The following is a 25,185-nucleotide window of genomic DNA, read 5'->3' as shown; positions in this document are numbered from 1 at the left end:
CTACTCAACGATCAAAAAGATACCTGTTTTCTCACTTACTACCTCTACTGTCTTATTTACAAAGTCTACTGTGAAGCCTTGCCCATAAAAATTCCTGGTTTCCTCATCATAACGCAGTACCTTTATCTCTTGCCCGGTGGTCCCATTAAAAGGCAGGTTTAATACCAATTTATTCATTTTGAAGTTCTTTCCGGTTACCTGAATAAATTCCGATTTTACAGCTGTTCCTTTTAACTTATTCATAAGCATTTGTGTCACAGTCGGTTCTGCCCTTCCTAAACTGAGTACAATATCGCGTTCATCTTTAGAAGTATCTAATGTAAGTCCATATATATCTATATCACACCATTTGGATTTCGTCACCAACCGGTCTATTACATCTCTTTTATTTCCCCGGTATTGTATCTTTCGTACCAATACTTCCTCTCCCATGATCTCATCCAAATCAAGCTCTATATAGCTTTCATCGGCATACTTAGACTTTAACATCAGTGTATCGGCACTAACGTTGATATCGCCCCGGATCTCTCCTTTTTTTTCTTTTCCTTTTACTTTATATTGCTCGTTTGGAACATATTCACCGGCTTTTACCACACTTAGCGTTCCGCAGTCTATCCTTTGATGGTCCGCATCATTTTGTACTGTAATGGAATAAATGCCCGGCTCCAGACGATTGTTTCCATCCGGAAGATACACCTCCAGATATTTTTCGTTTGTTTCCGTATTCTCCATTACATTTGCACTGCTTGCAATAATGTCATCATTAAAGTAGACAGTAACTGTACCGCTATTAAACAAATCGCCTGTAATAATAATCGGTATATCTTCATCATAATTCTCAGGTACGGTAGCTATCCTTACTTTCTTTACAACCGGTATGGCAGTAGTGGTAAACTCCCATGTAATATAACCATTTTTATACTCACTGCCTGTTGTGCCGGAATAGTAAACAATCCCCGGTGCAATTCTTACCTCATAAGTCGTCTTAGAATTCAATAAAATAATAGGTATGTATAATGATGCTTCACTATTTCGGGTATCTTTTTTAAAGATATAATTATCTATGTACTGACTTTGCTGGTCTATTGATAAATTTGCAATTTCATTCAAAAAGTCTGTATCTATAAAAGATGTGTCACTGCCTTCCGCACGTACCCATGAATTATCCCTTAACGCAGAAAGACCGGTTGACTTATCAAACACCAAACTGCCGTCTGTATCTTCAAAGACAATTTTAATAAAATATCTTTCCACGCCATCAATGGTCGTGGTATTTAAATCTTTTTCATTATACCATACCGTGCCCCCACCGGGATCTTTAAGTTTTATTGTTTGGTCCGGTTGTTCGCGCGGTGTAACTTCTAAAGTTCCGCTCGTCCATTCAATATCCTCATAAATACCGGAAGAATCATCAAATTGGATGGAAACCGTGTACTGTCCCACACTTCCTTCTCTGGAAAGCACTTCTGCAGGACTGCCTGCAGTGCTGCCTTTCACTTTTACCAGTATTCTCGTAGTATCCAGAAAAGTAATATCTTTCGGTTGTATTTCTACCGTAACGATTCCTGTAGCCGCCCCATAAGTCTGAAACGTAACTGTCTCAATTCTTTCATTGAAATTATAACCGTTTATGGTAAACTCTGCAGTCTGTTTATAAAAGTCCAAGGTCTTAAACGTACTTTCCGTTATATTGTAAATCCCTTTCATCTCCAGCCCTTTTTGTTCGATAACAAAATACATGTCTTTTGCCTGAAGATACTTCCCTCCTCTTGTCTGCAAAACGCTATCCGATATGCTGAGTTTATAGCATTTCCCATAATCCAAGGATGCACTGGGATATAAAAAAACTTTTGTTTTTTTCACGCTGCCTTCATAATAATTCTCCAGTATATATTTCTCAAAACTAACTTGCTGATTGGAATCATAATATTCCGAGAGTACGATACCGCTAAAAGGATTGGTATCGGTATACTTAGGTATTACTTCTTTATCAATATACAGCACGATCGGATTGGTATTATCAAAGTGCTGTACCCCAAATAGAGGACTATCCGCCTGAGTGCTTAATACATTGGTACTATCCGGTGTCGACGCCGGCCTTATATTGGTCTTTCCCAAGCTGGGAAGTACCGCATCGGCAGACGGTTTTGTCCAGAAATTTACATCCAAATTATCTTCCATGTTATATCCGTTTATATCTTCGATTAGATAGTTTGGGATATAGAGCTTGTATTGATGCAGATTTTGCAGTGATGCTTTGGGTTTAATTTTTACAATACTAGGATTTGCAGCATCTACTTCAGCACTTTCTATCTCCAGTCTCTCATTTCCCGGGTGGCTGTTTTGACCGTTCGCACTATATAAAAAGGTTTCCTTTATCACTTTGCCTGTTGTCGGATCTATTTCCTGATCATTAGCAATGGATGGAAGCTTGTACAATTCAATAGCAGCCAAACGTGCTGTATTATCACTTCTCTTATCCCATCTTACCGATCTGTCAAAATGGATATAGACTGTTCCGTTGATATCGAGATTGGTAGTCCCTGAAGTAGTAATATTATCGGTTTTAGAAGCATCAGAAGCATATGCCGCAACCACCGGGGTATTTCCTTCTCCGCCGGTAGTAAAATACAGCTCGAGTTTGTAAGGCAGTGCAATAGATGTATTGCTGTCAGGTTGTAAGGTTACTGCCCCCGCATCCACCGTCAACTTATACATGGTATTCTTTCGCAACTGGTCCAATATACCTCCATTTCTATCATTAATTCTAATTCTAAGTACATTGTCGGTCATATTATTATCGGAGTATACGGATACTGCATTAGGGATATTAAAATCCGCTGTAAAGTCTTCGCTGCCTGATGCGGAAGTAAGATGAATCTTACCGGAGTCAATGCTTGTTTTGGCAATAGCATATTTAAAATGAAAATCTATATCCGGCTGCATCTCAACACCTTCAGCATAATTTGCCGGTGATATCCTTGTTTTAGCAGGATCGGTAATTAGCGGATCATCCGTAGTAAAAGTGAACGCCTGTTCACCATTATAAATGCGTTTATTACTGTTTTTTAAATATACCGTATCATCCTTTAGATTCACAGTATAATCACAAAAATCTTTTAGCTTTCCTTCTTTTGGCTTTAGTAAAAGATTTTTTCCCTGAACGGAAACTTCATAAGCATTTTTTATTAAATGAGACTCTTCAGTCCCCCCCATTTTCTTTGTTAAGGTAGATATCTGTATATAATGATCAATATCATTTAATACTTCTTCGGTCATGGCTATATCATCAACAAACTCAATGGCAATAGCGTCTGTATAGTCATTCACTTGTACTTGTTGATGAGATGGTGTGGTTCTAACCAAAATATCTGACAAACTTTCCGACTTGGTCACGAAAGTATGGCGTATCTCGCTGTTTATTCTCTTATTTACTGCATCGGAAGCATCTACAAAAGCCCCTTGAGGTATATAAATTTCGTAAAGAGTGTGCTTTCTTAATTGTGTTGCACCATTTTTTAATGTAAGAACGATTTGTCCCGATTGTGAAGTAATATTAAAAAGGCCGGTATCTTCCGTTTTACTATCTGCATAGGCATATATCTTTAATTTAGAAGCATCAGGTGTGAAGGCATTATTAAATGTTACTGTAATAGATGTTATGTCATAATCTATTCCTTTTTCACCATTTTGTATATCGGCATCCACCGCCGTAGATACGGTGAAATCCGGTAGAGACTCAACGATATCCTCTGCTTGTACGGTTATGATATTTATATTGGAACATATTAATAACCCTACTAAAATAATACTTATAAATGCCTTAAGTCTTTTCATGTACCCACCATCTCTCCTGTTAATGTTTTTACCAAATGATAACCATATGGTTATATCGACATTTTCATTAAATTTCCTTACTCAGGAATGATAAAATAATAATTTCCTGATTTTCAATCGGGTATTATTATTCCATCATTCCTTATTTTCTTGTTCCTGATTATTGCTTTGGTCATTTTCTTTCTTCTCTGTCAGCGTATCTTCATTCGTATTATGAATTTCAATAATATTGGCCGCAAATTCACCTAAGTCGCTCAGTATTGTAGATACTACATATACTTTATCATCATTGGCTAACTCACGGTTTCCAAGCATTTTGCCATTTTCTAAAATAATTGAACTTTCACTAACCCTATAAACTCTTTCTTTTAAGTCTATGACGGAGGCATCTTGATCTATCGAGTATACCGTGCCTTCGTATATTTGTTCGATATTTTCCGGTTTTTGAATATTCAATAATACGGCCTTCTCATTATGGTTAGGCTGTAATATCATTGCCATATAGACTTCATGATCGGTATAATATGTATTGATGTCCCCAATAGTTATCTTTTGTATATCTCTATATACGCCGGTATCATCTTCCACAGGTATTTCCGTGTATTGCTGCTTTCCCGCGTCAATCCACTTTCCTTGGCCCCATTTTTTTAAATCTTTGACAATCAGTTTGTGCTTATACGGATCATATACATATATAGAAGCTTTATAAATACCTGCAACTGTTAAGCTACCCACATCGTCTTTGCGTACTTCCGCTTGTGCTCCCACTACTTTCACAAATCTTACTTGCCTATTTTTATCTATTAGACAACTTATTTTATCTCCTTCTTTCAAATTGCTGCTATCACTTGGATTCCCTTTTCCCAGTGTAACGATTTCTTTTGTGAATCTTTCGAATTGGCCTTGGGATGGCTCTATATTATTTGGGCTGTTTTTATCAATGAGAATTTCATAAATACTTCCCTCGGGGTCTTCTATGGCAAGTATTATCTTGTTGTTGCCCTCCAACAACGGATCGGGGATTTCCTTTACACTTATAATAACTCCTGACCGTTCTATCAAGCCTTGATATTTCAGAATAAATCTTTGGGCATTCTTTAATACCTGTGCCATCTCTTCTCTGGAAATCCCCTGTGTTGGATTCAGATAACCGTCATGGCCTGTCATTAATTTTTCTTTCACAACCAACGCGATGTAAGGAATTCTGGAAGACTCAATCCGGTCTTTATCGATATAGCTGTCTAATACTGCTTTTCCTACATCATAATCGGCTGTCAGTTTAAGTGCTTTTCCCATCCATTCTGCGATTTCCTGTCTTTGAGCCGGAGCTGTTTTCACAAACTGTTTTACAGGGTCCAACATAGATGGATCATCATATAAAGCATTATGTAGTTGTTCAGAGGTAATCAATCCGTCTTCTGCCGCCAAAACAAGATATCCGTTTGCCCAGGCTTCCGCATCATTGATGGATTGTCCGCTCTGCTGACTTTCAAGCTCAATCATGTTAGCAGCCTGGGATGCTTGCGACTCCTTCCCAATGGCACGATAAATCAACGCTAACGCTTGTACTTTGGTGATAGGTGCTTTTAAGTCGAATCGACCTTCGCCACGTCCTTTTATGATGGAAAGTGCCGCCATTTCATAGATCGCATCTCTCCCCCAATAGTTTTTACCTTGGGCTTCCACATCATAAAACTGTATATTTTTAATAGTAGCCCGGGCATCCTCTGTTCCGGTATAGCTATTTTGTGATATTTCCTGCGCATACACAGGCATAAGGTTGAAGATAAATAGGATAAGTGCCAATATGGCACCAAACCATATGTTTTTAGAGTAATCATTACGTTTATATCTTTTCACTGTGTGCATCCTTTCCTGATGTAAATAATTAAAATATTCCTATTTTCTTCATAATTCTACATAAATCCTGCCAAATCCTTCTATGTAAAAGAAATGTAATGTTAAATATTATTAAACGGCATACAAAAAAACCGACATATTCTATATCGGTCTTTTTGGGTAATCATGTTATTATTTATTTCATCGTTATCGAGGCTGTGTTTCGAGCAAACAGCAGCTTATTTTTTACATCTTCTCCGGCGCATTAATTCCAAGCATATCAAGTACATTCTTAACAACTATTCTAACACTATCAACAAGCTTTAACCTTGCCATCATCAGCGCTTGATCCTCTACTTTTACCCTGCAAGCATTATAGAAAGAATGGAATAATCCTGCAAGGTCCATGACATATCTTGTCATACGGCTGGGTTCCATTGTTAAAGCCGCACTCTTTATTTCTTCGGGTAATTCTGCAAGCTTCTTCAGCAACTCCAATTCTTCCGGCGCAACCAGCAGCGATACATCCACCTGATCTGCCGGTTTTATGTTCACTCCATCTTCTTCAAGCAGTTTAATAATACTGCAAATCCTTGCATGCGCATACTGTACATAGAAAACCGGATTGTCATTGCTTTGTTCTACCGACAGGTCAATATCGAAGTCCAAATGGCTGCCGGCCTGTCTCATATTGAAGAAAAATCTTGCCGCATCTATACTGGTCTCTTCCAACAGATCTCTTAGCGTAATTGACCTTCCCGTCCTTTTGGACATTCTGGCAACTTCTCCATTTCTAAGAAGCCTTACCAACTGCATAATGATGATATCCAGCTTGTCGGGGTCACATCCTACAGCCTTCATGGCGCCTTTCATTCTTGCTACGTGTCCATGATGGTCTGCGCCCCATATATCAATGACCCTGTCAAAGCCTCTCTTGACAAACTTGTTTCTATGATAAGCGATATCCGCTGCGAAATAAGTTGGAATACCGTTATTTCTAACCAGCACCTCATCTTTTTCCGCCCCAAACTCTGATGCTTTAAACCAGACGGCATCTTCCTTCTCATAGGCATATCCGTTTTCCACCAGATAATCTACCGTTTCCTGCACTTCGTTATTTTCGTATAGCTCACTCTCATGGAACCATACATCATATTCGATACCATACAATTTGAGATCCGCTTTTAGATTATCAATATTCTTTTTCAACGCAAATTCAACGAATGCTGTTTTTCTTTCTTCCGAATCTATACCAAGGTATTTATCTCCTTCAAGAGCAATAAAATCTTTCATATGATCCTTAATGTCTTCACCATGGTATCCATCTTCCGGAAACACAAACGCATCTTCTCCCTTGAGCAGTTGTATATATCTGGCCTCAAGGGATTTGCCGAACTTTTCGATCTGGTTTCCGGCATCATTAATATAGAATTCACGGGTTACATCATAACCTGCCCAATCCAGCACACTGGCAAGACAATCACCCAACGCTCCTCCACGGGCGTTTCCCATATGCATAGGACCGGTAGGATTGGCGCTTACAAATTCCACCATGACTTTTTGCCCATTCCCAATATTGATCTTGCCGTAGCCGGTTCCTTCCTTGTCAATAGCAGAAATAACTTGATAAAGCCAATCTTTCTTGAAATAAAAATTAATAAATCCCGGTCCCGCAACCTCTACCTTTTCAATCAAAGTGTCCTTGAACTCCATATTGTTGACAAGAATATCTGCAATCATACGAGGTGCCTTTTTAGCTTGCCTTGTGATCTGCATTGCTACATTGGTAGCAAAATCCCCATGCTGTTTGTCACGCGGTACCTCAATCACCATTTCCCCAATATGTACCTCAGGCAGTTCACCGGCCGCAGTAGCTTGTCCCACTGCACTCACTACCGCTTGTTTAATTTGGCTTTTCGCTGTTTCTACTAAATTGGTCATTTGTCAAATTTGCCTCCCTTATCTTTAAGTAAAAATCGTTTTCCCCTGTCTGTATATTATCAATTTGTAAAATATAATCTACCGCTACCTCTCCCCCACTATCATTAATATTGATATCTACATTATGGGAGAAGACCCCTACTGCAAATGTCCCGTAAGATGTTTCATAATAAGATACATGTTTCTGTCCTTTTTCAAAGATTAATTGTGAGTTGTTCTGTCCGAACCGCATGAGAGTAACTTTTCCGTCTCCAATTTTCAGGGTAGTGGTTGTCCCCTCCATCCCTGTCATCTCCGTTTCCTTATAGCTGACGAAATAGTTGCTTCCTTTTTTATAATATTTACCTTGTGTAACCAACTCTATGCTGTCTGTATCATCTTCAAGGTGCTGAGTACCCTTCACCGAAATAATAACGTTTTTATTCATGCTTCATCCCTCGTTTGTGAAATAGTTCACAGTTCACGGTTCACAGTTCACAGAATCCGTTTATTATACTGTGAAATTGTGAACCCGAGTAAACTGCTATAACTTGCTATATTGTGCAACACCTTTTACCTAGTCCATAGATCCTCTTATTATGATAGCAAGAATTGTGCACACACATGTGCATTTACTCTTTTTTACAATATCTTATTCTCATTCATAGATCTTACTACGATCACGGTACTGTGAACCGTGAACTGTGAACCGTGAACTATTCTAATATTTCTCTATATCGATTTTTTCTACGGACTGTGTAATTTCTTTTTCTAAAAACAAACTGCCCAGCCGGCTAAAGTTCTCTATACAGTCACTAACAAAATATTTATACGTGGGTACAATGCCGGATTGTCCCAGCATATTTTTATCAATTAAAAGCTGCTTTACATACTTTGCAGTTTCTGCTCCCGGATCAATGAGCCTCACTTCTTTTCCCATGATGCCCTCGATTGTGTTTTTCAGTAACGGATAATGTGTACATCCCATAATCAAAGTATCCACACATTTATCTTTAAGCGGCCCGAGATATTCCTGTGCAACCAACCGCGCCACCTCATTCATAGTATATCCGTTTTCAACCAAAGGTACAAATAACGGGCAGGCTTTGGAGAAAGTCTTTGCATCCGGCGCTAACTCTTTAATGATTCGGATATATGAACCGCTGTTAATGGTTCCTGGCGTACCTATGATTCCTATTTTTCCGGTTGTGCTGATATTCACTGCTTGAGAAGCAGCAGGATACACTACGCCAATAATAGGTATATTAAATGCTTGTTGAACTTTTTCCAATGCTACTGAACTTGCGGTACCACATGCTATTATAATAAGTTTAATATCAAAATTCAATAAAAATCGGATATCTTGAAAAACATATTTTGTAATGGTCTCATCCGAACGAGTACCGTATGGAACTCTGCCTGTATCCCCAAAATAAACGATACTTTCCTGAGGGAGCCGGCGCATAAGTTCTTTCACTGATGTCAGCCCTCCCAGCCCTGAGTCAAAAACTCCGATAGGCCGATTATCCATAAATAACCCCCAACTTACTTATTCTCTTTTCATTGCCAATGCAATAAGTTGATCTAATAATTCCGGATACGAAATTCCTGACGCTTCCCACAGTTTCGGGTACATGCTAATACTGGTAAAACCGGGCATCGTATTGATTTCATTAATAAATACTTCATCGGTTTCCTTGTGTACAAAAAAGTCTACTCTTGACAGACCTGCACAATCCAATGCTTTATAAGCGCTTACGGCATATTGCTTTACCTTGTTTGCTGTCTCCTCAGGAAGTGCAGCCGGTATGAGCAGCTGTGATGTATCATCATTATATTTCGCATCATAATCATAAAACTCACGCCCAGGAATGATCTCACCTACTACCGACGCTTTAGGATTTAGATTTCCCAGAACAGAGCATTCAATTTCCCGGCCGTTAATGAATTCTTCCACCAATATTTTTCTGTCGTGTTGTGCCGCCAACACCAGTCCTTTCTCAAGCTCTTGTCTGTTATGTGCTTTGGTAACGCCTACCGATGAGCCTGCATTAGATGGCTTTATAAAGCAAGGATACTCAAAACAGCTCTCTATTCTTTCAACAACTTTTTCAATAGCGTCCAGTTCATATTTATATACCACTTCCCATTGTGCCTGGGGTATTTGAGCATCTTTAAATACTAGTTTTGCATATATCTTATCCATAGATACCGAGGACGCCAGTATCCCCGATCCTACATACGGAATTTGGGCCAGCTCAAATAAACCCTGAACTGTTCCATCTTCGCCATATAAACCATGCAGCACCGGAAACACAACATCAATCTTCGCAGTAGTAGCAGTCAATTCATCTGTATTTTCATCTACGCTTAGTTTCACAATACCATTAATTGTTCCATCCGGCGAAATCATCGCCCGGGCAACATGTCCGTTTTCCCATTCACCGGTCTCAATTTTATCTACCGGCCCTTGATACATCAGCCATTTTCCTTTCTTTGTAATCCCTATCATAACAATATCATATTTTTCTTTATCTAGATTTTTTATCACTGAAACTGCTGATATTCTCGATACCTCATGTTCTGATGATTGTCCGCCAAACAAGACACACACCGTAAGTTTCTGAGCCATATGTATCCCCCTCTATTTTTAGTGAATAGTGAATAAGGAATAGTGAATAGTAACCCTCTATCACAATTAAATCGTCTACACAGGTTAATTGCTCACAATTAACTATAACTTATTTGCTATTCAATTTTAGCTATTCGCTACGCGCTGTTCACTGCTCACTATTCACTATTCACTATTCCTTATTCACTATTCACTATTCACTGCGTTCTTCTATATTATATTGATAATTTTACTCTTTATGATAACATACTTCAATCGTTTTTCAAAACAAAAAGGTGGAAAATGATTCCCACCTTTTTATAACGCTATATAAAGTATGCTTTTTATTGGTCAGCCATGCTTCGTTCTGCCATTTCAATTGCCTTAGCTACGATGTTTCCACAGTCACGCGAACTTACACTTCCCCAACCTTCTGTCTTAACTACGTCGTAGACTCCCAATTCTTTTGCGATCTCATATTTTAGCTTATCTGACATCATAGAACGTCTACTCATAGTACCAGCCTCCTTTTTTTAGCGTCTGGTATTAGTCTTTACACGCAATGCTTTTTTATGTTAAGTAAAATTTGAGAAAAAAGTTCACAACCCACGATAGACATTTCTGTGAACCGTGAACTGTGAACTGTAAACCAGCTTCACATTGTTAATATACCATTGGGCGTTTCAAGCAGAAGCAATATTTTTTCCTCTTGCCCTGTTTCTGCATTAATATAAACTAAGAAATTTTTGTCATCAAACTTTCCTTTAAATTCATAACATAATACTTCGCGTTTTGACTCCAGCGGTATGACTGCCATTCTGCCGGAATCAATTGTTAGCCTCTTGTTTATTTTTTGTTTGGCTGCTTCTTCCGTAACCTTTATCGGCGGAAGCTTACGTGTATCTTGGTGTGCCATAATATATCCCTGACTTTCAAAACCTACAATCTCTCCATTATCTAACGCAACTTTTACTTTTATTAAGTCGGGATAAATGATGATATCATCTTGTACGTACGCATAATTAATGGTAGCAATGCCGTCATTTTTTATATAGTAGCTTTCCTTCATACTCTTATACCCTTGGGCTTCCAGAAAAGCTTTTGCCTTTTTCTTCGCCTCATCGATATCCATGCTGCTTTTTGAAACATCCCGGTTGTCCAGCATCCATAATACATGTCCACCCATTTTTGTGATTGAGATAGATATTCTTCTATCCTTATTGCCATTTTGCTGCTGATCAGGACTCATTGCAAACGTATAGGTCTTTATAGCACCATTGCTTTCACCGGTATTCTCCACATTTTTTGCCCTATTGCCTCCAATAAAGCTTACAGCTTTATCCCGGGCTTTCTCCTGCGACATCTCTGTTGCACCTTTGAGCAGTCTTGGATCCATCCTTTCTATATGATCTGAGAAAGGACCATCGTAAATCAATGATGGATAATCTACAAATTCTTTTTCTATGTTTTCTATCTTAGTCACAGAAATATTTTTTGCCGCTTTACTGAAATATTTTCTCCCTTCCTGCTGCAGTTCACCAAACTTCAATCTGCCTGCATATAAATCGTCCTGCATATTGTTAAGGGTCTTGCTTAGTGTATCCGCGTATTTATGAAGCTGCTCCAATTGCGCATATTCTTTATCGGTTATTTCTTCTTTGTTTAAAGCCTTCCGGGAAAGACTAAAGGTATAATCTCCTACTTGTGTTAAAAACTTGGATGTCTTGTCCAACTGTACGTGAGAAATAGGCAATTGACCAATATTTGCTTGGGCAAAAGCTGCTTTTCTCCATATCTCGGAAGATAATACCACCATTTGGTCGGGACTATTCACCAACATTCCTTTGGCTAATGATGTCTCCAGGTTCTCGACATAATTCACAAGCTCATGAAAAGATCTGTTGTACTGATTCTCAACATAATTTCTATAGTTTAATGCCTTTTTATACTGATATATGCCCGCAGTGGCTATCACTGCCGTTACTACCAGCACAATGCTGTACATATGCCTGTCACTCAGTCTGCTTTTAAAATCCTGCAGCTTTTTTCTGATTCCCATAATTCTGCCTCCTTATTTTGCAAATTTATGCTTCCCTATGGTTTTAATTACTTCCCGGCTGTAAATCCATTTATTTGTTGTCTTGGCCGGATTATAATAGTATATTGCTCCGCCACTGGGGTCCCATCCATTCATAGCATCACTGCAAGCCTTAAATACCGTTGAATTGGTATCTATGGGTACATTGATCTGCCCGTCTGCTACAGCTGTGAACGCTTTAGGCTGGTAAATCACTCCCGAAAGCGTATTTGGGAATGACGGATGCTTCACCCTATTCAGAATGACAGCCGCAACCGCAACTTGGCCTATGTATGGTTCTCCTCTGGCTTCTCCGTTTACACATCTCGCAAGAAGCTGTACATCCTTTTCTGAGTTTGCATCCTGTGCATAAGCAGAGCTAATTGTTTCAACATCATTGGAAATAGAAGGCTGGGCTTTTTTTGTATTGAAATTCCCATATAACAATGTAATACAAATGCTGCCTACAATCACCGACAATACCATATATGAATATTTCTTCACAATAACAATCCTCCTTTTTTGCGAAGCCTGTACATATTTTTTGTTATCTGAAGAAAAATATTCATAATAAAAAAAGCGGCTTAGCCGCTTTTTTTATATTAACTTGCTTTTTTTTGTCTTTTAGGAATGATAAGTTGCTGTCCGGCAGCAATTTGCTCTATATTCTCCAACTTATTTATCGTTGCGATCTCTTCTACCGTTGTACGATAATTCTTTGCAATTTCCCACAAAGTATCTCCCTGCTGGGCGAAATAAATAACAATACTCGGACGTGGTTTTGTACTTTTAACACTAGCCGGCGAGACTTCCGCCTTACTTATTAATTCCACTTTAGAAGTCTTTACTACCTTGCAATCTATTGCCGCCACACACCTTATTTCCACCTCTGATGCCGCGTTCATACTGTAACTGCAGTGGTCAATGTCTACTTTCACATCACATGCCATATCGGCTGTAACTCCTTTGACATCAATGTTGTGTTTAAACGGCAGTTCCTGCTTAAAGCTGTAGACGGGGTTCTCTTCACTATTTGCCAGATATAAAATATATGCATCTACCACACCATCTACGATGATACGGTCACTTTCTACAGTTGTATCTGAAATATAGGGTTTGGTGATGACATTATACACCTGTATAATGTCGGGAATTTCAGCAGGCAAGTCAATAAGCTGTTTGATTGTTGTCTGTGTTTTACTATCATTAACGATTTCGTCAATATCATAAATATTCTTCTCAATATCAATATCAACATCAGGGCTATAGGAATCAGCCACAACATTTACCGAAACTTCTTCACTTGCCCGAGTCGTTGCGTCTAAAACAGCTTCCACACTTAAGACCCGAGCTTCACCATCGCTATCTTCTTTTATAGTATGATAAAAATCTTTTATTTCATAATCAAGATCACAACGCATGCCTTCCTTTACTTCATCCATATCAAAGATTTCGGTAAAAGGAATTTCATGTTCCATGAACTGTATTGAGTTATCATCCATATCTCCAATGTAAAGCGTGCATACATTCATTTCTCCCTTTACAACAACTTTTCCATTGATGACCTTTACATCCTTACCGGTGATTTTTGTATCCACCTTCAACAGATCTTTGATGGAGGGCTTTCCGGCCGGAATCTCCATATCTTCACTTACTACAAACTGATCAGTGCTTTCTGCCACAATGTTATACGCCTTGACATTTTTTTTCTTGACTTGAATATCCTCTTCACCTTCAATATCGGTAACCATATTCAAACTGACCGCATTCACCACCTTGCAATCGATACTAACCACTGCTTTTACATTTACTTTTCTGCTATTTACTGTGGTGAACTCTATATGTTCTATGTCGCTTTCCACTTGCGCTTTCATGCCTTGTACCGCTGACTTGACATCCAGTTGGTGTACAAAATTGGTATTTGCATTAATACTTTTTATGACTTCATCAGTCCCGTCAGGTACATACAAAATCTTAAAGTTTACTGTCCCGTTGATAACTACCCTATCCGACTGCACTTCTCTACCATTAATCACTGTAGTTCCGTCTACTTGAAGAATCCTTGAAATATCCGGTTTAACATCAGGAACGATGATATCTCCCTCAACCAATGTCTGTGTAAAATCTTCTGCTACCACTTGATTTATATTGATAAGTTCCTTCGTAAGCTCAAGAGCCATTATATATCCTCCCCCTTAACGTGATATCCATTGTACACTTTCTACTATGTAATATATATTAGGACAATATGGAGAATATGACAAAAAAACGTAAAAAGACGGTGAACTAAGATGCTCACCGTCTTTATTAGCTACATTGAATATTTTCGTTATTTCTGCATACCACTAATTCAACCGTTTTTGTAAGTATATCTGTATAGCTGTAGGAAACCCGCCGTGTTGTTTCGGTCTCATTATCAAGCTTTACAATGAATATGCTTGGATAAGTGCTTTCAATGATACCCTGTCTGATAACTGATTTTTTACGTCCTTTTTTGGCTGTCAGGCGGACTTGTTGGCCAATATGATTCTCCAGACTCTTTTTTATTTTAAAAAGATCATTTCTTTCTATCATTACATCACCTCTTTTGTATACTAGGCCATCATTAATATTATAACACACTTAGGTTTATTTGTCAAAACAAAATTATATATTATAACAGAACCTAAAAACAAATGCAAGTCCTAAATGTTGACATAACCAAATTCTATTCATATAATTCTAATAATAGCAACGTAATATCATCATAAATCTTATTATTCTCTAATTTTTCCCCATAAATAAAGTTATATGTATCTTTTATAACTATATTTTTTATTTCTTCGATATTCTTATCTTTATTGTTCATGATATTCTCTTCAATATACCGCATATCATATCTTTGTCCTGACGGACTGCAAATGTCGGTGATGCCGTCTGTTAAAAGCAGCAGCCGATCTCTGTTATTAAAATTCATTTCATATTCTTTATAATCAGCTTCTTCCACCCAATTACTGATGGGAAATCCTGAGGCATTTAAATGCTTCATATCCTCATTGTTAAATAATATCGGCAGCGTATTATGTCCTGCGTTTGCATATTTAATCTTTTTATTTTGTATATCAATGACTGCATAAAACATGGTAATATATATCTCTGTACCAAAATCCGATTCATTATATTTTTTATAAAGATGCTCTAAAACCTGCGCAGGCGAGATAATATCCTTACGTATGGTTTGACGGAGAAACATGGTTAGCATGGATGCCGGTACCCCATGTCCCGATACATCCGCAATATATACACCAATATGTGTGCGGTCGATTTCAAAAACATCAAAAAAATCCCCGCCAATGGCCTCACATGGTTTATAGGTATAGGTAAATGTTATTTTATCGGTGCTCATTTCTTTCGGAAGCAGTCCACACTGCATCTTTCTTGCAATCTTTAAATCATCGCTGAATCTTTTATTCTGCGCCTTAATTTGCTCTTCCATGAGCTTGGATTGCGTTACATCACGAAGTACTTCAATCACAGCTTGTATTTCGCCATTTAAATTCTTTAGCGGAGAACTCATGACAGAAAATATCTTTCCATTTATTTTCTCTTCTTTCTGCACAGACCCTCTTATTTTTGCAGCCTGTCTGGATACACAGTCATCGCAGGGAGCTTTCCTTCCTATCACATCAAAACACTTTCTTCCTACAAGATAGTATCCCAGCTCCTCTTTCATTGTTTCATTCGCATAGATAATGTTATCCTCTAAATCTATTACCCTTACCCAGTCCTGCATACCGTTTAAAATATTCTCAACAAAGTAGATATGCTCCTCTATGGACACACTGGTTTTATTATAGTAAAGCATTTCCTTTAGCTTAATTACATGCTGCTCTTCTTCCCGGATCACATGATGCAGAAATATGGTCACATTATCATTTTTTGTATTTTCCAGCAATGACGAATAAAATTTGATTGATCTATATTCCTGTTCAACCATATTATTAATTAATTCTTTGAAATCCTGCTTCTTATTTAAATGATCTTCTTCCGGCAGCACAAGACCACTTACCAGCGACTTTATCATTTCTATCGTATCATTATCAAACAATTCATATTCCTTATGATTTGTTTTCTGCAGCATTTCCTGATATATATTATTAAAAAAAACTGCATGATTTTTTTCTTCATTGGCCAAAGCTAAAAAAATTTGCTGCTTTTCCGTATCCGTCTGAGCATCCTCATACATCTTTCTATAAAATTTTTCACCGTCTTCTTCCATAGATATTGCAATCTTTAGTATATCCAGCTCAGAAAAATTATGCACTATTCCTACCCCCACATATGCTTTTATAAGATTATATCACAAAAACATAAATTGTTAATAGTAGGAAATCTAACAATATTTTTTTAGAAATTATCTTAAAATCCAATTTATTATCATAAACATATATTAATGTATACGTTCATCTTATGTGGAAAAAATATGATATATAAATAATACTGATGGAGGAACCCTAATGATAAACGCTCAGCAAGATACCAAATACATTGATGTTAACAAAATCAGTGCATTCAGAGAATTTACTTCCGCAATTACCACATTGCTCGATGATCATACACTTCCTGATTACGATAATATCATTATCGTATGTATCGGCACCGACCGTTCTACCGGAGACAGCTTAGGACCTTTGGTAGGCTATAAACTGAGCACATTACGCTACGATAATGTTCATATACTAGGTACTTTAGACCAACCGGTACACGCAAAAAATTTGGAAGAGAATTATAATTATATTAAAGAAAACTACCGTAACGCGTTAATCATTGCTATTGATGCTTGCCTGGGCAAAATGAATCATATCGGATATGTGACTATTACCAAAGGACCTTTGAAACCGGGTGCCGGTGTAAATAAGGTTTTACCGGAAATTGGCCATATTTCTATTGCAGGGATAGTTAATTTTAGTGGATATCTTGATTTTCTTGTTCTTCAGAATACCCGTCTTAGTGTCGTAATGAAAATGACCGATTTAATTACTTCCGGCTTAAAGTATGTGCTCTGGAAGAAATATCACCCAAGAGTAACCAATATACAGTTAAATACCTCACCCCAGCTTCAAACACAGTTACAGTCTTAGACACGAAGAAAGGGAACGGCTGTAAAACCGCTCCCTTTTTTATTTGCTACTCATCTTTTTTTAATTTGAACTGCTTTGTCATTTGCCTTAAATGATCGGCCATATTTGACAGCACATCTACGGAAGAACTGATTTCCTGTACCGAAGCAATCTGCTCCTGGGTTGATGCGGCAACTTCTTCAGCCGCAGCCGCCGACTGTTGTGATACTGCTGAAATATCATTAATAACATCTACAATCTTCTCCGAATCTTTTAGCATATGATTGATAGACTGAGCTATATTTTCAATTTGGAATACGATGTCTTCACTCACAGTTGCAATACTGTTGAAAGCATGATCAGTATCTCCAACCGCGCGTATTTGTTCATCTGCAACTTCTTTTACTTCGTTCATGATAGAATGATTAGATTCTATTTCATTTTGTATATCCATAATTAATCGACCGATATCTTTAGCGGATTTCTGTGACTGTTCCGCCAACTGGCGTATTTCTTCAGCTACCACGGCAAAACCTCTCCCCTGCTCTCCTGCTCGAGCAGCTTCAATTGCCGCATTTAAAGCAAGTAAATTTGTTTGTTCCGCTACACCGCTGATTAATGTGATAATGCTGCCGATTTCCATAGACTTCCCATTTAATCTACCAATACCCTCTACAACTTTTCCTGTAGCATCATTATTTTTTTCCGATCTTTCTCTCAATATTTCTACAGCCTTTGTTCCCTGCTCCTTCGACTTTCTTAATGCTACGGCAGAATCTGCCATAACTTCTGAATTACTAGATATCTTCTGAATTTCTCGATCCAGCTTCTGGATCATTTCAGCGCCTTTTTGTGCTGATGCCGCCTGGTCCGATGCACCCTGCGCCACATTATCAATGGTTTGAGCCACCTGCTCAATGGTCCTGCTGCTTTCCTCCGCATGCTTATTTAAACTGTCGGCATGTACTGCCACTTCATCGGCTGTCTTAACCACATTCCCCAACATTCCACTCAATTTTAAAGAAGCCGCATTTATATGCTGTCCTAACTGACTGATTTCATCTTTTCCTTTTGTCTCAACATAATAGGTTAGATCTCCACTTGCAAATACCTTCATCGCACTGGAAGAGTCTATAATCGGTTTGGTAAATCTTCTCACTATAAAAATTAATAGTATCATACCTGCCGTGAACATCAATAGGAGAGGTAAAATTAATGATTTCGCCATATGTGCCGCATGGGATTCAAACTCATCTGCATATGCCCCTACAACCACAAACCAATCCCAAGGCTCATAATACTGTGATACTGCAATCTTTTCTCTGAGCACTTCCCCCTCTTTATTATTCCATAGGTATCTCACCTCAGTAATATTATGCTTGTCCGATATAATTTCTTGTATAAAGTCTTTTTTAGCATCCTTACTCAGGACCCCTGTCATGTCGTTCCCCTCTAGTATAGGATGCATGGTAAGTATTTTATTACTGTTCAACGCATAAACATATCCGTCATGTTCATATTTCACGCCTACTTCACTAATATCCCGCTCTTTCCCGGATATGACCGGTCCATTAAGAATTTCCCGGGCAGCTTCCTGCGCTTCTTCCAAATCCATCCTCCCGGCTTCCACCTGACCATTAAGAGCTTCCATTACTCCAATAGAACCACTAACTAAGTGGGTCAAGTCTCTGATTCCCGCTTCGGTAAGCTCTTTCTTCGATTCCACATAGCTCTCATAACCTGCTACTAAAGCAAATACCAGCATCATTATAGAAAACCATAATGTCAGTTTGAATTGTATACTATGTAGCCTTATACCCCTCTTCATATGCATGCCCTCCTTCATCTTGCTCCATACTCCTTGACTTTATGTAACTCTTTAATTATATACTATACCCTTGGGGTATGTACAGTAAACAATTTTTATTTTACATGAACTTTACATAATATAGTCAAAATAATCTCTTTCTTTTGTTTTTGATGATAAATATGAATCCTATAATAAATAGAGCAGCAGAAATAATGTTGCTGTTTGTAAATACATTCAGATTAACAAATACAAATATAACGCTCACCACAATTAACATCAAAAGCGGTATAAAAACATTATTTTTATTCCTCCTTGATAAGCTGTATTCTATAAATCCCACAGCGATGCCTACCGGAAATAGCGGCCACAATGTAAATGCTAAATCCCAGCTTCTATTACTTGTACAAATAAACCCTACAATACTGTAAGTAATAAGAATCCCTCCCGGCACCAACATGCTTCTATTTCTATAAGGCCGGGTAAAATACAATATATGAAGAAGTATCCCACTAGTCAATAATGCGATCGGAATTACCCATACCACCACCTTCCATGCAGACATGTCAACCTTTCCGTCATAGAAAAATAAGAGGATCCCTAATAGCATTAATATAACTCCAATAACCGGCCCATTGTTTCTTCTCACGTTATTTCACCTCAAATTGTATCTTGATATTCTGCCTGCCTTTCAACATATACCTTTTTAGAAAGATGTAAAAAAGATGCTTAATGGCTCGAAAATCCGACATGGTTCTCTCTTATCAAGTTATTCACCAACAGCAAGTACTATTCATATATAAGGAAGATTTTACTACTTTACATAATGTTTGTATGATGAGATAATTATTCTATACAAACATAATTATCTTAGGTGATTTATGGAGGTGACATAATGAAAAACTCTAAGAAATATCTTGCCGGTATTGCTATTTTTATCCTGACATGCAGCTTAATGACAACCGTTTTTGCAGTAACGCTTAACATAGATTTTTTAAGTATTGCAAGAGAATACTTAAATACCATTCAGGCTGAAAATGCAACAAAAGCGAATCAACGTCTAGATGCAAAGAAAAATGCCATATCAAAAGATATTTTAAATTATGTGGAAAAATATAAGAAAGATATCACCAGTCAATTGGATGCCTACACCGAAGAAGAAATTAAAAAGGCAGAAAATGATCTTTCAGCGTACTCAACAGATGTGAAAGCACAGCTTGACGCAAACAAGCAGCCGCTCATTGATGAATATAAATCAAAAATCAAAACCGATGTGGCTGCACAGAAAGGTATTAAAGAAAAAGAACTTCAAAAATCTATAGAAGATGGAATTAAAGATATCTTCAAAGGCAGATAAATGATCTTAAACGGATGTCTACAGATAGCAAAATGTAGAATTATAATTTCCCAGCATATAATATGCTGGGTTCTTTTGTAGGGGTGGACGACTGTGTCCACCCGCAGATACTCCAATAATATCCCGGGCGGACAGGGTCGTCCGTCCTTACAGCTAGTCACTTGAGTTTTCACTATTTGAGGCTATGAACCGTGAACTAATGATTTATTGTCCAACCGTTGCAGTAGCCTTACGTTTTTTTCCAAAAACCTTCCTTAACCAATTTCCAAAGTCATCAAACATTGTATACAGTACCGGAATAAATACCAGTGTCAGCAAGGTTGAAAAACTCAATCCTCCAATAACCGTTATCGCAAGAGGTGCCTGCTGTTCCGCCCCTTCTCCTATGCCTAATGCTAAAGGGACAAGACCTAAAACAGTGGTAAGGGTAGTCATAAGAATAGGTCTCAATCTTACCGGCCCTGCTTTGAAAACAGCATCATTTCTTGCCATTCCTCTTCCCCTTAGTGTATTTATATAATCTACCAATACAATCGCATTATTTACAACGATTCCGGCCAACATAATAACCCCTATAAACGAAGGTACGCTAAATGGCTTCCCGGCAATAGCCATTGCCAATGCTACCCCGATAAATGCAAGTGGCACCGTAAACATAATTGTAAACGGGTGCAGCAGTGACTCAAACTGAGATGCCATGATCATATATACCAGGATAATGGCTAATACTAATGCAAGACCAAATCCTATAGCCGCTTCAATCATATCTTCACTTTCGCCGCCCAGCTTTACTTCATATCCATTAGGAATTTTCATACCGTCAATTTTGCTTTGAACATCCACAAATACGCTTCTTGCATCTCTCCCATGGATATCTCCTGTAACAGTTACTTGTCTTACTTGGTTATCTCTACTGATACTTGCCGGTGCTTCATCAATCATAATATCGGCAATTTCATATAAAGGGATCTGCCTGCCGTCGGATGACGGAATACTAATCTGTTCAAGGTCTTGCAAATCTTTTCTGGCATCCGCTTTTAATCTTACTTTAACCTCGATCTCTTCACCCGCTACTTTGTATTGTGTGGCTGTTTGACCCATAATCGCTGTTTGTACCGTATTCGCAATAGTGTACGCTGAGATCCCGTACTGCCCGGCTTTCTTTCTTTTAATCTTCACTTGGGCTTCCGGTACGGTTTGGGAAACAGAAGAACTTACTTCCCTTGTTCCATCTACTTTTCTTACCTCACCTACCAATTGATTAGAGATATCCTCCAGTACTTCCAGCTCATCGCCCTTGATGTTAATGGTAATAGGCTTGCCTCCGCTTCCCATAGACATCATACTAAGTTTTTCTATACTGATTTTTGCTCCTGCAATGTTTTTTGTCTTTGCTCTCAGCTCATCCAAAAGCTGGCCTATTCCTTTCTCCCGATCTGCCTTAGAACCAAATGAGCCGTAAATCACCGCCATACTGCTGTCTTCATTATTACCATCAAATCCTGTGATGACAAATATATATTCGAGTTCTTTGAATTTTTCTACTTCTTCTTCTATAGCGCCTGCTATCTCAACGGTTTCTTCTACAACTGTGCCTTTAGGCAGTTCAATCGTAACGGAAAACATTCCTTCATCTGTTTGTGGAAAATATTCAGCCCCGGTAAACATCACCGCAATCATGCCGCTGATCACCAGCAAGGCAATCGTTCCCAATACAATCGTTTTTCGGTGTCCGACCGCCCATCGGAGAATATTTCCATAGATAGATTCCAACCCTTTAAATATCTTTTCAAAACCACGGTCGATCGCCGCGATAGGTGTGTGCTTCCCAACCAAGTCCTCCATTTTCTCGATCTTTAATATCTTTGATGCCATCATAGGTACCAGTGTCAGCGCAACCACCAAAGAAGCGACTAATGAAAATGTTACCGTCAATGCCAGCTCTCTAAACATCTCAATGGCCATATTATCCCGTATGAAAGCAATCGGCAGGAATACCGCAATGGTAGTCAACGTTGAGGCAACAACTGCCATCGCTACTTCACCGCTCCCCTGTTTTGCCGATTCTATTCGGCTAAAGCCTTCCTCTCGATATCTATATACACTCTCAAGCACAACAATGGAGTTATCCACCAGCATTCCTACCCCTAGTGCCAATCCTCCAAGGGACATCATATTTAATGTGATGCCACTAAAATAAATTAATATAAATGTAGTAATAATAGAGATAGGAATTGCCACGCCAATGATAAAAGTTGTTCTTATATTCTTTAAAAATATGAACAAGATGAATACTGCAAGCACACCCCCGACAATGGCATTTCTGGTTACACTTCCTAATGAACGTTTTACAAAATCCGCCTGATCAAAGATGGTTTCGAACTGGACCTGATCCAGCTCTTTTTTTATCATATCAAGTTCTTTATTTACGACATCAGATACCTTTACCGTATTGAATCCGGATTGTTTTCTAACCAAAAGCAATACACAGGGCTTTCCATTCATCATCGCTTTTGTTTTACTGTCCTGATACCCTTGTTGAATACTTGCAATATCCTTCAATTGGATATTGCCTTTTGCGGTAGCAATAGGAAGTTCTTCTATTTCCTCTATGCTGGAAAATTCCCCGGTTGTTCTTACAGTAAATTCCGACTTTCCTTCTTTTAGCTCTCCCCCCGGCAGATTAAGATTCTCCGCTTGAAGGATCTGCTTCAGTTGCACGATGGATAAACCGTATCCCGTCATCTTTTCCGGAATAATATTGATCTTGATTTCTTCTTCCAGACCCCCATAAATTTCTACTGCCGCAACCCCTTTTAAGCGTTCCAGTCTGTCTTTTATTTTGTCTTCCGCCAATGTTTTTAAATTTGCAAGATCGTCCCCATAAGACATCCCCAATTCTATAATGGGAATCATACTCATATCGTACTGAAAAATGATAGGATCATCCACATCATCCGGAAGCGCTGCTTTCACCATATCGGTTTTTTCACGCAATTGCAGCGCTGCATAATCCATATTGGTTCCCTGTGTAAACTCTACCATTACCGTAGATACGCCGCTTCCGGATATAGAAGTTACTTTCTTAAAGTTATCTACCGTCCCTACTGCTTGTTCCATAGGTTTGGTGATCATGGTCTCAATTTCTTTAGGACCGGCACCGGAGTAGTTGGTAATAACACCCGCGATAGGAAATGTTATATCCGGCATCAGGTCCATATTAAGCCCGGCTAATGATACTGCCCCTAATACAATGATCATCATTACCATCATCAAAACAGTTACCGGTCTTTTTATGGCTATCTCGGATAATTTCATTATTTAGTCCCCCCTACCGGCAGCACTTTCTCTCCATCTATTACAAACTGCTGGCCCTTAATGATTACCTGCTCTCCTTCATTAAGTCCTTCAGCAACTTCATAATAATTATCATCTTTTAGTCCCAGCTGTACTTCACGTTTCTTTGCAATATCTCCTTCAAGTACGAATATAGAGCTCTTTCCAACCTGGCTTAATACCGCTTCTATCGGAATCATAATAACATTATCTTTTGTATCGGTAGTAATATGTACTTCAGCAAACATCCCCGGTTTGATTTCATGCTTATCATTAGGAATGGTTATTTTTACCGGATATCCCACACTTTTACCTGTAACTGCAGGACTCAGCGCATCTATCATACCTTGAAAGTTTTTGCCTTCTAGTGCCGCAATGGTCACAAGAACCTCCTGGCCTTTGTGAATTTCGTTAATAATGCGCTCAGTTACTGTCGTTTCAATAACCACCGTATCCATGTCAACAATGGTATACGCCGCATCTTGCTGCGTGGCCATCTCTCCTGCTTCAATATTTTTCTGCGCGATAATGCCTGAAATAGGTGCTTTAACGTTTGAATCTTGAACTTTTTGTACTACTGCCTCTTTTTGCGTTTCAATAGTAGACTTCCCAGCCTTGTTTTGCAAAAGTAAGTAATTGTCAAGAGCGCTCTTATATTGTACTTCTGCTGCCTCATAGATTCTCTTATAACTATCCAGCGTTTGTTTGGAAATCGCTTGACCTTCAAACAGCACTTGATTATTCGTATAATCTGCCTTTGCGTTGTTCATTTGCATTTCAGCTTGCTGTAAAGCTGTTTCAGCCTGCAGCAAAGATTGTCTGAGTTGGGCATCCAATTGCTCCAATGACTGATGTAAATCCTGTTTTTCAAGCGTAAATAGCATTTCACCTGCTTCTACTCTGTCACCTATCTCTTTAGAAACCCGTTCAACCTTACCCGACAATTTAGGTATTACATCCACCTCCAAGACCGGCTTAACCTGCCCCACCGCAGCATAGGTGGCCTTTATATCTCCTTTTGATACGCTGTATGTCTCTACCGGCGTAAGCGGAACTACTGCCTCTTCCGTTTTCTTCTGACCACAGCCTGCGAATAATGTCATTGTCATCATTACCGACAAGATCAAGCATATAGCTTTGTTTTTTTTCATAACAGAACCTCCAACCTCCAAATATTAATACAAGTTATTTCATGGACGTATATCATGATACAGTACTAATGTTGTTTAATACGTCACGTACTTCTTATACGTATTCAAAAAAAAAATGTCTGTATAAAGTTAATTCTTTATACAGACATTT

The 25,185-nt window shown here is 38.4% G+C and carries 17 protein-coding genes and 1 pseudogene; 2 read left to right on the top strand and 16 right to left on the bottom strand.

From position 1 onward, the window contains the following. The 12 genes and pseudogenes from QKW49_RS16235 to QKW49_RS16180 all read right to left on the bottom strand — a co-directional run bounded on the left by QKW49_RS16235 (position 1) and on the right by QKW49_RS16180 (position 16,587). Positions 1-3,837 carry an Ig-like domain-containing protein gene (locus tag QKW49_RS16235; protein WP_282863710.1) on the bottom strand — a complete coding sequence of 1,279 codons (3,837 nt, stop codon included), beginning with the start codon at positions 3,835-3,837 and terminating at the stop codon, positions 1-3. A gap of 135 nt (positions 3,838-3,972) precedes the next feature. Further along, complete coding sequence (locus QKW49_RS16230; RefSeq protein ID WP_282863709.1) at positions 3,973-5,697, bottom strand: S-layer homology domain-containing protein; 1,725 nt, start codon at positions 5,695-5,697, stop codon at positions 3,973-3,975. A 225-nt stretch (positions 5,698-5,922) separates the two neighbouring features. Next, positions 5,923-7,617: an arginine--tRNA ligase gene (gene argS / locus QKW49_RS16225; RefSeq protein ID WP_282863708.1), complete on the bottom strand. Its 1,695-nt coding sequence runs from the start codon at positions 7,615-7,617 to the stop codon at positions 5,923-5,925. Further along, complete coding sequence (locus QKW49_RS16220; protein WP_282863707.1) at positions 7,580-8,044, bottom strand: DUF1934 domain-containing protein; 465 nt, start codon at positions 8,042-8,044, stop codon at positions 7,580-7,582. Before QKW49_RS16220 ends, argS begins: the two co-directional genes overlap by 38 nt. Before the next feature lie 273 nt (positions 8,045-8,317). Continuing rightward, complete coding sequence (gene murI, locus QKW49_RS16215; RefSeq protein WP_282863706.1) at positions 8,318-9,127, bottom strand: glutamate racemase; 810 nt, start codon at positions 9,125-9,127, stop codon at positions 8,318-8,320. Between the two features lie 18 nt (positions 9,128-9,145). Next, a complete protein-coding gene (locus QKW49_RS16210) occupies positions 9,146-10,228 on the bottom strand; it encodes a D-alanine--D-alanine ligase family protein (protein ID WP_282863705.1) in 1,083 nt (360 codons plus the stop codon). A 323-nt stretch (positions 10,229-10,551) separates the two neighbouring features. Continuing rightward, entirely contained in the window at positions 10,552-10,722 is a 171-nt protein-coding gene (locus QKW49_RS16205) for a small, acid-soluble spore protein, alpha/beta type (protein ID WP_282863704.1), read from the bottom strand. 140 nt (positions 10,723-10,862) lie between these two features. Next, on the bottom strand, positions 10,863-12,266 hold the full coding sequence (gene ypeB / locus QKW49_RS16200; protein ID WP_282863703.1) for a germination protein YpeB: 1,404 nt from the start codon (positions 12,264-12,266) through the stop codon (positions 10,863-10,865). Positions 12,267-12,278: 12 nt separating this feature from the next. Then, positions 12,279-12,629, bottom strand: a pseudogene (locus tag QKW49_RS16195) (cell wall hydrolase); the annotation flags it as partial. Between the two features lie 257 nt (positions 12,630-12,886). Beyond that, positions 12,887-14,464, bottom strand: a complete 1,578-nt coding sequence (locus tag QKW49_RS16190; RefSeq protein ID WP_282863702.1) for an SPOCS domain-containing protein — start codon at positions 14,462-14,464, stop codon at positions 12,887-12,889. Positions 14,465-14,591: 127 nt separating this feature from the next. Next, a complete protein-coding gene (locus QKW49_RS16185; RefSeq protein WP_282863701.1) occupies positions 14,592-14,858 on the bottom strand; it encodes a Veg family protein in 267 nt (88 codons plus the stop codon). 133 nt (positions 14,859-14,991) lie between these two features. Then, a complete protein-coding gene (locus tag QKW49_RS16180) occupies positions 14,992-16,587 on the bottom strand; it encodes a SpoIIE family protein phosphatase (RefSeq protein WP_282863700.1) in 1,596 nt (531 codons plus the stop codon). 193 nt (positions 16,588-16,780) lie between these two features. Here QKW49_RS16180 and yyaC point away from each other — a divergent pair, with 193 nt between their 5' ends. Next, positions 16,781-17,404, top strand: a complete 624-nt coding sequence (gene yyaC, locus QKW49_RS16175; protein ID WP_282863699.1) for a spore protease YyaC — start codon at positions 16,781-16,783, stop codon at positions 17,402-17,404. 46 nt (positions 17,405-17,450) lie between these two features. Here the strand turns inward: yyaC and QKW49_RS16170 are convergent, their stop codons facing one another. Beyond that, complete coding sequence (locus QKW49_RS16170) at positions 17,451-19,211, bottom strand: methyl-accepting chemotaxis protein (protein WP_282863698.1); 1,761 nt, start codon at positions 19,209-19,211, stop codon at positions 17,451-17,453. A gap of 124 nt (positions 19,212-19,335) precedes the next feature. Beyond that, the gene (locus QKW49_RS16165) at positions 19,336-19,839 is read right to left on the bottom strand and encodes a hypothetical protein (RefSeq protein WP_282863697.1); all 504 of its coding nucleotides are present in this window, start codon (positions 19,837-19,839) and stop codon (positions 19,336-19,338) included. A gap of 246 nt (positions 19,840-20,085) precedes the next feature. Here QKW49_RS16165 and QKW49_RS16160 point away from each other — a divergent pair, with 246 nt between their 5' ends. Further along, positions 20,086-20,547, top strand: coding sequence for a hypothetical protein (locus QKW49_RS16160; RefSeq protein ID WP_282863696.1), 462 nt, complete (start codon positions 20,086-20,088; stop codon positions 20,545-20,547). Between the two features lie 204 nt (positions 20,548-20,751). Here QKW49_RS16160 and QKW49_RS16155 read toward each other — a convergent pair whose 3' ends face one another. Next, positions 20,752-23,865 carry an efflux RND transporter permease subunit gene (locus tag QKW49_RS16155; RefSeq protein ID WP_282863695.1) on the bottom strand — a complete coding sequence of 1,038 codons (3,114 nt, stop codon included), beginning with the start codon at positions 23,863-23,865 and terminating at the stop codon, positions 20,752-20,754. Next, positions 23,865-25,034, bottom strand: a complete 1,170-nt coding sequence (locus QKW49_RS16150; protein ID WP_282863694.1) for an efflux RND transporter periplasmic adaptor subunit — start codon at positions 25,032-25,034, stop codon at positions 23,865-23,867. The genes QKW49_RS16155 and QKW49_RS16150 overlap by 1 nt, the downstream gene beginning before the upstream one ends. Between the last annotated feature and the right edge of the window lie 151 nt (positions 25,035-25,185).

It is taken from the genome of Petroclostridium sp. X23, from assembly GCF_030013905.1.
Classification (GTDB): domain Bacteria; phylum Bacillota; class Clostridia; order SK-Y3; family SK-Y3; genus X23.
The sequence above is the reverse complement of the archived record's forward strand: the minus strand, read 5'-3'. Positions and strand labels throughout refer to the sequence as shown.